This is a genomic window from Klebsiella sp. SYXHC3, assembly GCF_057196925.1.
The window spans coordinates 56,203-71,999 of the sequence record NZ_JBXUNG010000013.1; the positions used below are offsets into that span (position 1 = coordinate 56,203).

Sequence of the window (15,797 nt, forward strand, 5' to 3'; positions counted from 1 at the left end):
CGTAGTCGATCGTGTGTTTTCTATAATTTGTATTAAATCACAAAAGGATTGTCTCGATGTCCAACAATGGCTCGTCACCGCTGGTGCTTTGGTATAACCAACTCGGCATGAATGATGTAGACAGAGTTGGGGGCAAAAATGCCTCCCTTGGTGAAATGATTACTAACCTGTCCGGTATGGGTGTCTCCGTACCAAACGGGTTCGCCACCACCGCTGATGCTTTCGATCAGTTCCTGGACCAAAGCGGTGTTAACCAGCGCATTTATGCACTGCTGGATGAAACCGACATTGACGACGTTTCCGCATTAGCGAAAGCGGGCGCGCAGATCCGTCAGTGGATCATCGACACCCCCTTCCAGAGCGAACTGGAAAACGCGATTCGCGAAGCTTATGACCTGCTGTCCGCCGATGACGCCGAGGCCTCGTTTGCCGTGCGCTCTTCCGCGACGGCGGAAGATATGCCGGATGCTTCCTTCGCCGGTCAGCAAGAGACATTCCTCAACGTGCAGGGCTTTGACGCCGTGCTCGTTGCCGTGAAGCACGTATTCGCTTCACTGTTTAACGATCGCGCGATCTCCTATCGCGTGCATCAGGGTTACGATCACCGCGGCGTGGCGCTATCCGCCGGGGTGCAGAGGATGGTGCGCTCCGACCTGGCCTCCTCCGGTGTGATGTTCTCCATCGATACCGAGTCCGGTTTCGACCAGGTGGTGTTTATCACCTCGGCGTGGGGGCTTGGCGAGATGGTGGTGCAGGGCGCGGTGAACCCGGACGAATTTTACGTCCATAAACCGACCCTGGCGGCTAATCGTCCGGCTATCGTGCGCCGTACCATGGGGTCGAAAAAAATCCGTATGGTTTACGCGCCGACTCAGGAACACGGCAAGCAGGTGCGCATCGAAGATGTGCCGCAGGCGCAGCGCGATGTTTTCTCGTTAACCAACGAGGAAGTGGAAGAGCTGGCGAAGCAGGCGGTGCAGATCGAGAAGCACTACGGTCGCCCGATGGATATCGAGTGGGCGAAAGATGGCCATACCGGTAAGCTGTTTATCGTCCAGGCGCGCCCGGAAACGGTCCGTTCGCGCGGTCAGGTGATGGAGCGTTATACGCTGCATGCCCAGGGGCAGATCATCGCCGAAGGTCGAGCTATCGGCCACCGTATCGGCGCCGGCCCGGTCAAGGTTATCCACGATATCAGTGAGATGAACCGCATCGAGCCTGGCGACGTGCTGGTCACCGACATGACTGACCCGGATTGGGAACCGATCATGAAGAAAGCCTCGGCAATCGTCACCAACCGCGGCGGGCGTACCTGCCACGCGGCGATTATCGCCCGTGAGCTGGGCATCCCGGCGGTGGTCGGCTGCGGCGATGCGACCGATCGCATCCAGGAAAACCAGAACGTCACCGTTTCCTGCGCTGAAGGCGACACCGGCTATGTCTACGCGGAGCTACTGGACTTCAGCGTGAAGAGCTCCAGTGTCGGCGAGATGCCGAATCTGCCGCTGAAAGTGATGATGAACGTCGGCAACCCGGATCGCGCCTTTGACTTCGCCTGCCTGCCGAATGAAGGCGTGGGCCTGGCGCGTCTGGAATTCATCATCAACCGCATGATTGGCGTTCACCCGCGCGCGCTGCTGGAGTTTGACGACCAGGAGCCGGGCCTGCAGAACGAAATCCGCGAGCTGATGAAAGGCTACGACTCACCGAGAGAGTTTTACGTTGGCCGCCTGACCGAAGGGATCGCTACCCTTGGTGCCGCCTTCTACCCGAAACGGGTGATCGTGCGTTTGTCCGACTTCAAATCTAACGAGTACGCCAACCTGGTGGGCGGCGAGCGTTACGAGCCGGAAGAAGAGAACCCGATGCTCGGATTCCGCGGCGCCGGACGCTACGTTTCAGAAAGCTTCCGCGATTGCTTCGCGCTGGAGTGTGAAGCCATGAAACGCGTGCGTAACGACATGGGCCTGACCAACGTGGAAGTGATGGTGCCATTCGTACGTACCGTGGCGCAGGCGAAAGCAGTGGTCGAAGAGCTGGAACGTCAGGGACTGAAGCGCGGCGAGAACGGGTTGAAGATCATCATGATGTGTGAAATCCCGTCGAACGCGCTGCTGGCGGAGCAGTTCCTCGAGTACTTCGATGGCTTCTCGATTGGCTCGAACGACATGACGCAGCTGGCGCTGGGCCTCGATCGCGACTCCGGCGTCGTGTCTGAGCTGTTTGATGAACGCAACGACGCGGTGAAAGCGCTGCTGTCGATGGCCATCCGCGCGGCGAAAAAACAGGGCAAATACGTGGGCATCTGCGGCCAGGGTCCGTCCGACCACGAAGACTTTGCCGCCTGGCTGATGGAAGAGGGGATCGATAGCCTGTCCCTGAACCCGGATACCGTGGTGCAAACCTGGTTAGGTCTGGCTGAACTGAATAAATAAGTTCAACGCGGATAGCCCAATCCCTGGCAGAGATGCCGGGGATTTTTTTGCCTTCAGCAACGTTTCGCGATGGTTGGTTTTGACGTAAAAAAAAAGCCCATCGTGGGAGATGGGCAAAGACTACACACAGCAATTCGTTGTTTCACTCAGGGGATTTCCATGCTTATAAATCAATATCTTGATCTATAACCGTGGGCTAATAGTAGGCATCAGGGCTGTTGGCGTCGATCGGATTCTTCTCAATAGTTAAATCAGTGTGAAGAATATGAGAGGTAAATATCGAGCTGGAACATGAATATGCCGGAAGTGGCGGGGGATTGATAAATTTAGCTTAAGTTTAAGGCGGGTTTCCCCGCCTTTCGGTTACTTTTCGCTTTTGTTATGGCTGGCATTAAGCTCGGCGAGCTCCGCCAGAACCAGATCCGGGTCTAGCGGCGGTGGCGGCACTTCCTGTACCCAGGCGTCGTAAAGACGCCAGGAGACGGCCAGCAGCACCGGACCGATAAACAGGCCAATCATCCCGAAGGCGATCAGGCCGCCGATAACGCCGGAGAGGATCAGAATCATCGGCAGGTCGGCGCCCATGCGAATCAATACCGGGCGAATCACGTTATCCATCGTACCCACCACGCAGCTCCAAACCAGCAGCACCGTGCCCCAGGTCGTATCGCCGGTCCAGTATAGCCAGATAATTGAAGGGACCAGCACGATAAGCGGCCCCAGCTGTACCAGACAGGTGAAAATCATCACCACGGTCAACAGCGCGGCGTAAGGCACGCCGCTTATCGCCAGCCCGATACCGCCGAGCACCGCCTGAGCCAGCGCGGTGACAACCACGCCCAGCGCTACGGCGCGTACCGCCTGTCCGGCGAGGACCACCGCAGCATCGCCACGCTTTGAGGCCAGACGGGTCGCGAAGTAGCGGAAACCATAGGCGACGCGCTCGCCGCGCCAGTAAAGCAGGGCGCTGAACAACAGCATCAGTCCGCAGTAAACCAGAAGTTTACCAATGTGCGCCGCCTGGCCGACAAACCAGGTGGTGGTGGCGCCAATATAAGGGCGAACCTTAGCCATAATCGCCGCGCCGCCCATCTCCAGCAGGCTATGCCAGGCGGAATAGAGTTTATCGCCGATCAGCGGAATCGAGTTCAGCCAGGCGAAATCCGGCAGCGTTACCTGGCCGGTGCTGACGATTTTGATCAGCGGGGCGCTATTATCGACCAGGCTATTCACCAATAAGGCGATAGGAATAACGAACAGCAAAAACAGCAGCAGCGTCATCACCAGCACCGCCAGCGAGCGCTTGCCAAACAGCAGCTTTTGCAGACGCAGCAGCACCGGCCAGGTGGCGATGACCACGGTACCGGCCCAGGCAAAAGAGAGAATAAATGGTTGCACAACCCACAGGCAGGAAATAATTATCAGGGACAAAAACAGCACCGACAGCAGAATTTGCGGTATGTCCCGGGGCTGATGTTGGTTAATCATAGAGAAAATTTACCTTTCCAGTCGCGTCTCAATGCTGACGCAGCGTAATTCCATGTACAGATAATAATATCAATAATTTCGCGCGCCTGATTTTGCCCGTAAATCTCGTGGGCGGATATGAAAAAAATGTGATAAAAAGTTGAGTGCGCCACGCAAACGTTTAATTGCGCATTATTACATCTTCTAAACACAACATATTCAGGCAGGGTCAAGCGTCATGATCCCACAGATTTCTCAAGCGCCGGGCGTCGTTCAGCTGGTGCTGAATTTTTTGCAGGTACTGGAGCAACAAGGTTTCACCGGCGATACCGCCACCAGCTATGCCGACCGGCTCACCATGGCGACCGATAACAGCGTCTATCAGCTGTTGCCGGACGCCATTCTGTTTCCCCGTTCCACCGCAGACGTCGCTTTACTGGCGCGACTGGCGGCGGAGCCACGCTTTAAATCGCTGATTTTTACCCCACGCGGCGGTGGTACCGGCACCAATGGTCAAGCGCTGAACGCGGGGATTATCGTCGATATGTCGCGCTATATGAACCGTATTATCGAAATCAACCCCGAAGAGGGATGGGTGCGGGTAGAAGCCGGGGTAATCAAAGACCAGCTTAACCAGTTTCTTAAGCCCTACGGCTATTTCTTTGCCCCTGAACTGTCGACCAGTAACCGCGCGACGCTCGGCGGTATGATCAATACCGATGCCTCCGGACAGGGGTCATTGGTCTACGGTAAAACCTCCGATCATGTGCTTGGGGTGCGATCGGTTCTCATGGGCGGCGATATCCTTGATACCTTACCCATTCCCGCCGCGCTGGCGGAAACGCTGGGGCGCGAGCAGTCAGCGATTGGCCGCATCTACCGTACCGTCTATCAGCGCTGCAAAGCGCAGCGTCAGCTGATCATCGATAAATTCCCAAAACTGAACCGCTTCCTGACCGGCTACGATCTGCGTCACGTGTTCAATGATGAGATGAGCGAGTTCGACCTGACGCGCATTCTGACCGGCTCCGAAGGCACGCTGGCATTTATCACCGAAGCGCGGCTCGATATTACGCGTCTGCCGAAGGTACGCCGGTTGGTCAACGTCAAGTATGACTCTTTTGATTCGGCGCTGCGTAACGCCCCCTTCATGGTTGAAGCAAAGGCGCTGTCGGTGGAGACCGTCGATTCGAAGGTCCTTAATCTGGCGCGCGAAGATATCGTCTGGCACTCGGTGAGCGAACTGATCGCCGATGTGCCGGAAAAAGAGATGCTGGGGCTCAATATTGTTGAGTTTGCCGGTGATGATGCTGAATTAATAGACGGCCAGGTAACCACCCTGTGTCAGCGTCTTGATGAGCTGATGGCGCAGGGCGCCGCCGGGGTGATTGGCTGGCAGGTCTGTCATGAACTCGATGGCGTCGAGCGCATCTATGCCATGCGTAAAAAGGCGGTAGGTCTATTGGGCAATGCTAAAGGCGCTGCGAAACCGATTCCTTTTGCAGAAGATACTTGCGTACCGCCGGAGCATCTGGCGGATTACATCACCGAGTTTCGTGCTTTACTCGACGGACATGGTCTGAGCTACGGCATGTTTGGACACGTCGACGCCGGCGTGCTGCACGTTCGTCCGGCGTTGGACATGTGCGATCCGCAACAGGAGGTGCTGATGAAGCAGATCTCCGACGAGGTGGTGGCGTTGACGGCAAAATATGGCGGTCTGCTGTGGGGCGAACACGGTAAAGGTTTCCGCGCCGAGTACAGTCCGGCCTTCTTTGGCGAGGAGTTATATAGCGAACTGCGTAAAGTGAAAGCCGCTTTTGATCCGGATAACCGATTGAATCCGGGGAAAATTTGCCCGCCTGAAGGCGTTGACGCTCCGATGATGAAAGTCGATGCGGTGAAACGCGGCACCTACGATCGCCAAATTCCCATCGCCGTGCGTAGCGCCTGGCGCGGCGCGATGGAGTGTAACGGCAACGGTCTGTGCTTTAACTTCGATGTAAAAAGCCCGATGTGTCCGTCAATGAAGGTCAGCAATCAGCGCATCCATTCGCCGAAAGGCCGCGCGACGCTGGTGCGCGAATGGTTACGCCTGCTGGCCGACCGCGGGATAGACCCGAACAAACTGGAGCAAGAACTCCCGGAGAAAGGTGTAAGCCTGCGCGCCCTGATCGAGCGTACCCGCAACAGCTGGCATGCGCGTAAAGGCGAATATGATTTCTCACATGAAGTGAAAGAGGCCATGTCCGGCTGTCTGGCCTGTAAGGCCTGTTCAACCCAGTGTCCGATTAAGATTGACGTGCCGGAATTCCGCTCCCGCTTCCTGCAGCTTTATCACAGCCGCTACCTGCGTCCGGTACGCGACCATCTGGTCGCGACGGTCGAGTCCTACGCGCCGCTGATGGCCCAGGCGCCGAAAACATTCAACTTCTTTATCAATCAGCCGTGGATGCGCAAGCTGTCGGAAAAACATATCGGCATGGTCGATCTACCGTTGCTCTCCGTGCCGTCGCTCAAGCAGCAGCTGGCAGGCCATCGTTCCGCCAATACCACGCTTGAGGATCTGGAAGCGATGAGCGTCGAACAGCGTGCGAAGAAGGTGCTGGTGGTACAGGATCCGTTTACCAGCTATTACGAAGCGCAGGTGGTGGCTGACTTTGTCCGCCTGATTGAAAAAGTTGGCTATCAGCCGGTGCTGTTGCCGTTCTCGCCGAACGGTAAAGCGCAGCATATCAAGGGGTTCCTGACGCGCTTTGCGCGTACCGCGCAGAAAACCGCTGATTTTCTCAACCGCGTAGCGCGGCTGGATATACCGATGGTTGGCGTCGACCCCGCGCTGGTGCTCTGCTATCGCGATGAATATAACCAGACGCTGGGCGAGAAACGCGGCGATTTTCGCGTGATGCTGGCGCATGAGTGGCTGACCCAGGCGATAGCGCCATCGGCCGGCCAGGACAATAGCGGCGAACCCTGGTATCTGTTTGGCCACTGTACGGAAGTGACGGCGCTACCGGCCGCGCCCAAACAGTGGGCGGAAATATTTGCCCGTTTTGGGGCGAAAATGGAGTACATCAGTACGGGTTGCTGCGGTATGGCCGGTACCTATGGTCATGAAGTGAAAAACCATGCCAACTCGCTGGCGATTTACGCGCTTTCCTGGCAGCAGGCGATGGCGCGTTTACCGCGCAGCCGCTGTCTGGCTACCGGTTATTCCTGCCGCAGTCAGGTGAAGCGTATCGAAGGCAGCGGAGTGCGTCACCCGCTGCAGGCTCTGCTGGAGATTATCGGATGATTTGGAAACGTCAGGCTTCGCTAGCGCAGCTTAACGCGATGGGCGAGGGGAACATGGTTGGCCTGCTGGATATTCACTTTGTGGCCATCAGCGATAACGCCATTGAAGCGACGATGCCGGTGGATCACCGTACACATCAGCCATTTGGCCTGCTCCACGGCGGCGCATCGGTGGTTCTTGCTGAAACGCTGGGTTCGGTCGCGGGCTATCTGTGTACCGAAGGGGAACAGAAAGTGGTTGGCCTGGAAGTGAATGCCAACCATATTCGTTCGGTACGCAGCGGGCGGGTGCGTGGGGTTTGTACCGCGCTACATGTGGGGTCGCGCCATCAGGTGTGGCAAATCGATATCTCCGATGAGCAGGGGCGTTTGTGCTGCTCATCACGACTGACCACCGCCGTGGTGTAACGGTCGGCAGAATAATTTAAGGGGATGCACTTGCATCCCCTTCTTGTTTATTGAGTATCGTCCTTAATGACCTCGCTGGCACCGTTTCTCTGCACCGAGGCGATGCCCTTTTTGGCCGCATCTTTCGATGAATACATCTCACTGGTGGCGATGGTCTCATGGTTGTCCGCCTTCAGCAGAAAATACCACGGCTGTGGGACGCTCTTATCAGACTTTTTCAGTACGTAATACCCCATTCTTCACCCCTTTCGTTATTAACGAACACTGAATAATCTGTAGACCAGGGCTAGCGAAACGGCAAGCAATCATCTAATAAATATATATTTGTTAAATCATTCGCTGTAATTATGCTACTATTTTAATTACGAAATACTTTCACGGTAACAAAGAGGATGGAGTTAACCATGGGTATCATTTCCTGGATCATTTTTGGTCTGATCGCTGGTATTTTGGCTAAGTGGATTATGCCGGGCAAAGACGGCGGTGGGTTTATTGTCACCGTGATCCTCGGTATTATCGGTGCGGTAGTCGGTGGCTGGATCAGTACGTTATTCGGCTTTGGCAAGGTTGACGGTTTTAACTTCGGCAGCTTTGTTGTGGCGGTGATTGGCGCAATCGTTGTGCTGTTTATCTACCGTAAAGTGAAGAGTTAATACGCCGAGCGCATATTCACTCTGAAACTGTAAACCGCCGTTCACCACGGCGGTTTTTTTATGCCCGCGACAGACGCTCGTAAACAAAAAAAAGCCCGCTGGATACCCGCGGGCGAACCCATTTTGGCAAATTTTTTCGGCTGCCTCCTGACAAAGGGCGTAAACTCCGTTTTGCAGGATGGTAAGGCGCAGCCTGACTGCTTCCCGGCTGGAGAAGCAGCGAGGTAATTTTATGTTTAATTCCGGGGTTACATAAGCTGACAAAAACAGTAGGGGGAGGGTTACTCCAGCAACACGCTCATCACCAGCAGCACTACCATGCACATCGACATAATACTGATATCAATCATCCTGTACGACACTCGCTCCCGTAAACCATAATCCGACTTTGCATCGGTAAACATTTACAAACGACGCGAATTGTACATGAGTAAACGCTGCCTAAACCAACCCTGTTTTTAAGAATTAACCGATCACATCACAAAATTGAATCGTTCTATTAGTCGCCAGCTGCGCCGATTGGCGCTTTGGCGAAAATCTGTAGCCGGGCTTCGGAATTGTAAAATGGAATCAGCAGAAAAGCTAAACCCGCGCCACCGGTTGCATACTGCACTGCCAGATCGGCGCTGTGGGTGATAAATATTTGATGTCCCCCCCAACTACAACCCACGCTCATATCCGGAGTACAGTTTTTCCATTTGCTAAGTAACTCGCCACTTTTCGTCAGATATAAATACTTCGTGTCCGAACCCGATGGCGGCGTCGCGGATTCGGCTAACAAGGCGAACGTTTGAGTACTTACTACTTTCCCTTGCTCGTCTAACGATGAAGCCTGCAGCGTGGCGGTGGGGAAATTGAAACGTAATTCAATGGCTGCGGCATTTTTATCACTGACGTAAAAAACCTGCGTTAAATTATCCGCACCCCAATATTTTCCGCCGCTGGGTTGCAGCGGTTTGATCTTAAATCGATATACGTTCTGCGTGCGTATATCCTGGCGCTGGGAGTACTCGGCATTGTATTGCGCGCTTTGCGGCGCGTTAACCGAGCAGCCGGTAAGTAATCCCATTAATAGTAGTGCTGTAAATTTGCGCATCCTTTTTCTCGGCGATCGTTCATCTACTGGTGCCGGTTGATTATGCCCGTTATGACAAACGATAAAAAACACAGAACGCTACCAAAGCAGGTAGGTTTTTGCGCTCTGCACAATCTGCCACACCGCTAAAATAAGCTGTGCCATGCTTGTTATCGGATGCTGGAATAGAGAGAAAGAGATGACGATTACGCTATGCAAAGCTTGTGGTACCTCATATGAATTTAGCGAAAACCCTCCGCAACATTGCCCGATATGCGAAGACGAGCGGCAATTTATTCCGGTGGGCGGCCAGCAGTGGATTGCATTAAATAAGCTCACCGCATCGCACAGCAATAAGTGGCAACAGCATAACAGCGCGCTTTTTAGCATTCGCACTATTCCTGGCTTTGCCATTAATCAGCGGGCATTTCTGCTGCGTACGCCGCAGGGTAATATTCTATGGGACTGCATCGCCAACCTTGATGAGGCGACAAAAACGCTGGTTTCCGCGCTGGGTGGGCTGAAAGCCATCGCTATCTCACATCCGCATTACTACAGTTGTATGCAGGATTGGGCGGCGGAGTTCAAGGCGCCAATCTATTTGCATGGGGATGACCGCCAGTGGGTCATGCGCGACAGCCCGTGGATTACCTTTTGGGAGGGCGATAGCCTGCAACTGACGGCCGATGCCAGTCTGATTCGCCTGGGTGGGCATTTTGCTGGTGGCTGCGTCCTGCACTGGGCGCAGGGCGACGGCCTGCTATTATCCGGCGATATTGTCCAGGTGGCGCCCGGAGCAAACGCCGTTTCTTTCATGTGGAGCTATCCCAATATGCTACCGCTGCCGTCATCAACGGTTACGGATATCATTCATCGCCTTGCTGGCGTGAAATTCAGCCAAATCTACGGCGCGTTCGAGGGGCGGGAGATTCTGAATAACGCCGGGGAGATCGTCCGTCGCAGCGGGGAAAAGTATGTTGCTTGTTTGACTAAGTGAATATAACTCTCTGTTTGCGCATATCGTCTTCATGGCTGCTTTCTTGCCTTTCTGTACTCATCTTAGGCGTTTTCACCCTGACGAAAAGTGCCATTTCCGGTCTCTATCGCATAAATCGGTATTTTCGATACATCTTTTCCATTGCCGCTTCGCCTGCGCTCTTATTCTAAATAACTTATTATTTATCAATCTATTAAATATAAGAATTGCTTCCTGATAACCCCTTCACCAGGGTCTATGCTTATAGAAAAGCGCAGAAACGGGCGAAATGGCCGAATACCCCTGCTCCGGCAGGGTTGAAGTGATAATCATTATCACTAACATGAGGGTATGGCCCGATGGCGGCACTCGATGAGGTAGAGCGATGGAACTACAAACAAACACCTTTAATCCTGACGATTTCAACTGGCAGGGGCTAACGATGACCCCCGCTGCGGCGGCCCATATTCGGGATCTGATGCGCAAACAGCCGGACAAACAGGGACTGCGCCTGGGGATTAAAACCAGCGGCTGCGCCGGTTTTGGCTACGTGCTGGAAATGATTGCCGAGCCGGCGGACGACGATCTGCTGTTTGAACGCGACGGTGCGAAGCTGTTTGCGCCGCTGCAGGCGATGCCGTTCATTGACGGTACCGAACTGGATTATGTTCGCGAAGGCTTAAATGAAATATTCAAGTTTCATAACCCGAAAGCGCAGCACGAATGCGGCTGCGGCGAAAGCTTCGGGGTTCAGGCGGAGTAACTATGTCTCGAAATACTGAAGCAACTGACGATGTCAAAAGCTGGACCGGCGGCCCGCTCAACTATAAAGAAGGCTTTTTTACCCAGCTACAAACCGATGAGCTGGCCAAAGGCATTAATGAAGAGGTGGTACGCGCGATTTCCGCTCGCCGTAATGAACCGGAGTGGATGCTCGAATTTCGTCTCAACGCCTTTAAGGCCTGGCAGGAGATGGAGGAGCCGCACTGGCTGAAAGCGCATTACGATAAGCTTAATTATCAGGATTACAGCTACTACTCGGCGCCATCCTGCGGCAACTGCGACGAGACCTGCGCCTCGGAGCCCGGCGCGGTGCAACAGACCGGGGCAAACACCTTCCTGACAAATGAAGTCGAGGAAGCTTTTAACCTGCTCGGGGTACCGGTACGCGAAGGCAAAGAAGTCGCGGTGGACGCCATTTTCGACTCGGTATCGGTAGCAACCACCTATCGCGAGAAGCTGGCGGAGCAGGGGATCATCTTCTGCTCCTTTGGCGAAGCGATTCACGATCATCCGGAACTGGTGAAAAAGTATCTCGGTACCGTAGTGCCGGGCAACGACAACTTCTTCGCTGCGCTGAACGCCGCGGTTGCTTCCGATGGCACCTTTATCTACGTGCCGAAAGGCGTGCGCTGTCCGATGGAGCTGTCGACCTATTTCCGCATCAACGCCGAGAAAACCGGCCAGTTTGAACGTACGATTCTGGTCGCCGACGAGGGTAGCTACGTGAGCTATATCGAAGGCTGCTCGGCGCCGGTCCGCGACAGCTATCAGCTGCATGCGGCGGTGGTTGAAGTCATCATTCATAAAGATGCGGAAGTGAAGTACTCCACCGTGCAGAACTGGTTCCCCGGCGACAACAATACCGGCGGCATCCTTAACTTCGTCACCAAGCGCGCGCTGTGCGAAGGCGAAAACAGCAAGATGTCGTGGACCCAGTCGGAAACCGGTTCGGCTATAACATGGAAATACCCGAGCTGCATTCTGCGCGGCGATAACTCGATCGGCGAATTCTTCTCGGTGGCGTTGACCAGCGGCCATCAGCAGGCGGATACCGGGACCAAAATGATCCATATCGGCAAGAACACCCGTTCGACCATCATCTCGAAAGGGATCTCCGCCGGACACAGCCAGAATAGCTATCGCGGACTGGTCAAAATTATGCCGACCGCGACGAACGCCCGGAACTTCACCCAGTGCGATTCGATGCTGATCGGCCCGGACTGCGGGGCGCATACCTTCCCGTATGTCGAATGCCGCAATAACAGCGCCCAGCTGGAACACGAAGCCACCACCTCGCGGATTGGTGAAGACCAGCTGTTTTACTGCCTGCAGCGGGGTATTAGCGAAGATGATGCGATCTCAATGATCGTCAATGGATTCTGTAAAGACGTGTTCTCAGAATTGCCGCTGGAGTTCGCCGTCGAAGCGCAAAAATTGCTGGCTATTAGCCTTGAACATAGCGTCGGCTGATAATTAAGGAAAAAAGATGTTAAGTATTAAAGATTTGCAAGTCGCCGTAGAAGACAAAGAGATCCTGCGCGGGCTGAACCTTGAGGTGCGCCCCGGCGAAGTCCACGCGATCATGGGCCCTAACGGCTCAGGGAAAAGTACGCTCTCGGCTACCCTCGCCGGACGGGAGGATTACGAAGTCACCGGCGGCAGCGTCGAGTTTAAGGGCAAAGACCTGCTCGAACTCGCCCCGGAGGATCGCGCCGGGGAGGGCATTTTTATGGCTTTTCAGTATCCGGTGGAAATCCCAGGCGTCAGTAATCAGTTTTTCCTGCAAACCGCGCTCAACGCCGTACGCGCCTATCGCGGCCTGGAGGCGCTGGATCGTTTCGATTTCCAGGATTTAATGGAAGAGAAGATCAAACTGCTGAAGATGCCGGAAGATCTGCTAACTCGTTCGGTGAACGTCGGTTTCTCCGGCGGCGAGAAAAAACGCAACGATATTCTGCAAATGGCGGTGCTTGAGCCTGAGCTGTGTATCCTCGATGAATCGGATTCCGGGCTGGATATTGATGCCCTGAAGATTGTCTCGGAGGGGGTTAACTCACTGCGTGACGGCAAACGCGCCTTTATTATCGTCACCCACTATCAGCGTATCCTTGATTACATCAAACCGGATTATGTCCACGTGCTGTATCAGGGGCGAATCGTCAAGTCGGGCGATTTCACTCTGGTTAAACAACTGGAGGAGCAGGGCTATGGCTGGCTTACCGAACAGCAGTAACGCGCTGCAGCAGTGGCATCATCTGTTTGAAGCACAGGGCGAAGAACGCACGCCGCAGGCCAATCAGCATTTGCAACAGCTGTTGCGCCTGGGGTTGCCGACGCGCAAACATGAAAACTGGAAATACACACCGCTGGACGCGCTGCTTAGCGGCACGTTTGTTGCGACTCCGGCTACACTCAGCGTGGCGCAGCGCGACGCGCTGGCGCTCAACCTCGACGCCTGGCGGATGGTGTTTATTGATGGCCGCTTCAGCCCGGCGCTCAGCGACGATCTCACCGCTAGCGGTTTTGACGTCAGCGTTGATAACCAGCGCCAGCATCTGCCGGACGCGGTACAGCCGGAAGTGTTTCTTCATCTCACCGAAAGTCTGGCGCAGACGGTGACCCGCATCGATGTGAAGCGCAATCAGCGCCCGGAGAAACCGCTGCTGCTGATGCATATTACCAGCGGACTGGCAGGCGACGAGCTTAATACCGCTCACTATCGCCATCATCTGGCGCTGGAGAGCGGGGCGCAGGCGACCATCATCGAACACTATATTAGCCTTGATGAGCAGCGGCATTTCACCGGCGGACGCCTGACGATGTCTGTCGCCGACAACGCCCATCTGCAGCATATCAAGCTGGCGTTTGAAAATGGGCAAAGCTACCACTTCGCCCATAACGATCTGCTGCTTGGCCGCGATGCTTCGGCATTCAGCAGCAGCTTCCTGCTGGGCGGCGCGGTGTTACGACACCATACCAGTACCCGTCTGGCCGGTGAAAACAACAATCTGCGCATTAACTCGCTGGCGATGCCGGTGAAAAACGAGGTCTGCGACAGCCGTACCTGGCTCGATCACCGCGTTGGCTACTGCAACAGCCGTCAACTACACAAAACCATCGTCAGCGATAAGGGGCGGGCGGTATTTAATGGCCTGATTAACGTCGCGAAACACGCGCTGAAAACCGATGGTCAGATGACCAATAACAATCTGTTGTTGGGAAGGCTGGCGGAAGTCGATACCAAACCGCAGCTGGAAATTTACGCGGACGACGTCAAATGCAGCCACGGCGCCACCGTCGGTCGTATCGATGACGAACAGCTGTTCTATCTGCGCTCGCGCGGCATCGAACAACAGGCGGCGCAGCAGATGATCCTTTACGCCTTCGCCGCCGAACTTACTGAAGCCATTAGCGATGACGCGCTGAAACAACAGGTGTTGGCGCGCATTGGCAAGCGCCTGCCGGGAGGGGATGCATGACATTTTCAGTAGAACGACTGCGCGCCGATTTCCCGGTGTTGAGCCGAGAGGTTAACGGCCAACCATTGGTTTATCTCGATAGCGCCGCCAGCGCGCAGAAACCGGAAGCGGTGATTAACGCCGAAGCCGAGTTTTATCGCCATGGTTACGCTGCCGTCCATCGTGGTATCCATACCCTGAGCGCCGAAGCGACGGCGCGGATGGAGCAGGTACGCCAGCAGGCGGCCGCTTTTCTTAATGCCCGCTCGCCGGAAGAGCTGGTGTTCGTACGAGGTACCACCGAAGGCATCAATCTGGTAGCCAATAGCTGGGGCGGGGCTAACGTCGGGGCCGGCGATAATATTATCGTCAGCGAAATGGAACACCACGCCAATATCGTGCCGTGGCAGATGCTCTGTGCCCGCGTCGGCGCCGAGCTAAGAGTGATCCCGCTCAACCAGGACGGTACTTTACAACTCGATGTTATTCCCGGTCTATTTGACGACCGCACCCGGCTGCTGGCGATAACCCAGGTGTCGAACGTACTAGGGACAGAAAACCCGCTATCGGCGCTGATCCCGCTGGCGCATCAGCATGGCGCGAAGGTGCTGGTGGATGGCGCGCAGGCGGTGATGCATCACCCGGTGGATGTGCAGGCGCTGGATTGCGATTTTTACGTCTTCTCGGCGCATAAGCTGTACGGGCCGACCGGTATCGGCGTGCTGTACGCCAAAGAATCGTTGTTACAGGAGATGCCGCCGTGGGAAGGCGGTGGGTCGATGATTGCCACCGTCAGCCTGAGGGAGGGCACCACCTGGGCGAAAGCGCCGTGGCGCTTTGAAGCTGGCACGCCGAATACCGGTGGAATTATTGGCCTCGGCGCCGCGTTGGACTACGTCAGCGAGATTGGGCTTGAGCAGATCGGCGAATATGAGCAGACGCTGATGCGCTATGCCTTGCAGGAGCTGAAAAAGGTGCCGGATTTGACGCTTTACGGCCCGCAACATCGTTTGGGCGTCATCGCTTTTAACCTCGGGAAACATCATGCCTACGATGTCGGCAGTTTTCTCGATAACTACGGTATCGCGGTGCGTACCGGACACCATTGCGCGATGCCGCTGATGGCGTTCTATCAGGTTCCGGCGATGTGCCGGGCATCGCTGGCGATGTACAATACGATGGAAGAGGTGGATCGGCTGGTGGCCGGGCTGCAGCGGATCCACAAATTACTGGGTTAAAGGACGCGAC

The 15,797-nt window shown here is 55.1% G+C and carries 13 protein-coding genes and 1 other RNA gene; 10 read left to right on the forward strand and 4 right to left on the reverse strand.

Annotation, left to right across the window (positions count from 1 at the left end):
- Positions 1-56: 56 nt before the first annotated feature.
- Positions 57-2,435 (forward strand): phosphoenolpyruvate synthase, encoded by a 2,379-nt coding sequence (gene ppsA / locus AC2CGP_RS22240; RefSeq protein WP_015367026.1) that lies wholly within the window; start codon positions 57-59, stop codon positions 2,433-2,435.
- A gap of 85 nt (positions 2,436-2,520) precedes the next feature.
- On the opposite strand, the gene rprA is transcribed toward ppsA, so the two are convergent.
- Positions 2,521-2,628: antisense sRNA RprA (gene rprA / locus AC2CGP_RS22245), an RNA gene on the reverse strand.
- A 170-nt stretch (positions 2,629-2,798) separates the two neighbouring features.
- A complete protein-coding gene (gene ydiK / locus AC2CGP_RS22250; protein WP_015367025.1) occupies positions 2,799-3,923 on the reverse strand; it encodes an AI-2E family transporter YdiK in 1,125 nt (374 codons plus the stop codon).
- Between the two features lie 217 nt (positions 3,924-4,140).
- On the opposite strand from ydiK, the gene ydiJ reads away from it, so the two are divergent.
- Positions 4,141-7,197 carry a D-2-hydroxyglutarate dehydrogenase YdiJ gene (gene ydiJ, locus AC2CGP_RS22255; RefSeq protein ID WP_047056326.1) on the forward strand — a complete coding sequence of 1,019 codons (3,057 nt, stop codon included), beginning with the start codon at positions 4,141-4,143 and terminating at the stop codon, positions 7,195-7,197.
- Positions 7,194-7,604 (forward strand): 1,4-dihydroxy-2-naphthoyl-CoA hydrolase, encoded by a 411-nt coding sequence (gene menI, locus AC2CGP_RS22260; protein ID WP_015367022.1) that lies wholly within the window; start codon positions 7,194-7,196, stop codon positions 7,602-7,604. The genes ydiJ and menI overlap by 4 nt, the downstream gene beginning before the upstream one ends.
- A 47-nt stretch (positions 7,605-7,651) precedes the next feature.
- On the opposite strand, the gene AC2CGP_RS22265 is transcribed toward menI, so the two are convergent.
- A complete protein-coding gene (locus AC2CGP_RS22265) occupies positions 7,652-7,840 on the reverse strand; it encodes a YegP family protein (RefSeq protein WP_063443658.1) in 189 nt (62 codons plus the stop codon).
- Positions 7,841-8,008: 168 nt separating this feature from the next.
- On the opposite strand from AC2CGP_RS22265, the gene AC2CGP_RS22270 reads away from it, so the two are divergent.
- Entirely contained in the window at positions 8,009-8,257 is a 249-nt protein-coding gene (locus tag AC2CGP_RS22270; RefSeq protein WP_015367020.1) for a GlsB/YeaQ/YmgE family stress response membrane protein, read from the forward strand.
- 499 nt (positions 8,258-8,756) lie between these two features.
- Here AC2CGP_RS22270 and AC2CGP_RS22275 read toward each other — a convergent pair whose 3' ends face one another.
- The gene (locus tag AC2CGP_RS22275) at positions 8,757-9,353 is read right to left on the reverse strand and encodes a hypothetical protein (RefSeq protein WP_026612341.1); all 597 of its coding nucleotides are present in this window, start codon (positions 9,351-9,353) and stop codon (positions 8,757-8,759) included.
- Positions 9,354-9,531: 178 nt separating this feature from the next.
- On the opposite strand from AC2CGP_RS22275, the gene AC2CGP_RS22280 reads away from it, so the two are divergent.
- The 6 genes from AC2CGP_RS22280 to sufS all read left to right on the forward strand — a co-directional run bounded on the left by AC2CGP_RS22280 (position 9,532) and on the right by sufS (position 15,787).
- A complete protein-coding gene (locus tag AC2CGP_RS22280) occupies positions 9,532-10,329 on the forward strand; it encodes an MBL fold metallo-hydrolase (protein ID WP_032711441.1) in 798 nt (265 codons plus the stop codon).
- A 364-nt stretch (positions 10,330-10,693) separates the two neighbouring features.
- Complete coding sequence (sufA, locus tag AC2CGP_RS22285; RefSeq protein ID WP_015705128.1) at positions 10,694-11,071, forward strand: Fe-S cluster assembly scaffold SufA; 378 nt, start codon at positions 10,694-10,696, stop codon at positions 11,069-11,071.
- Positions 11,072-11,073: 2 nt separating this feature from the next.
- Positions 11,074-12,561 (forward strand): Fe-S cluster assembly protein SufB, encoded by a 1,488-nt coding sequence (gene sufB / locus AC2CGP_RS22290; protein ID WP_015705129.1) that lies wholly within the window; start codon positions 11,074-11,076, stop codon positions 12,559-12,561.
- Positions 12,562-12,577: 16 nt separating this feature from the next.
- On the forward strand, positions 12,578-13,324 hold the full coding sequence (gene sufC, locus AC2CGP_RS22295) for a Fe-S cluster assembly ATPase SufC (RefSeq protein ID WP_015367012.1): 747 nt from the start codon (positions 12,578-12,580) through the stop codon (positions 13,322-13,324).
- A complete protein-coding gene (gene sufD / locus AC2CGP_RS22300) occupies positions 13,299-14,570 on the forward strand; it encodes a Fe-S cluster assembly protein SufD (RefSeq protein ID WP_047036622.1) in 1,272 nt (423 codons plus the stop codon). The genes sufC and sufD overlap by 26 nt, the downstream gene beginning before the upstream one ends.
- Entirely contained in the window at positions 14,567-15,787 is a 1,221-nt protein-coding gene (gene sufS, locus AC2CGP_RS22305; protein ID WP_045366935.1) for a cysteine desulfurase SufS, read from the forward strand. Before sufD ends, sufS begins: the two co-directional genes overlap by 4 nt.
- Positions 15,788-15,797: the final 10 nt, after the last annotated feature.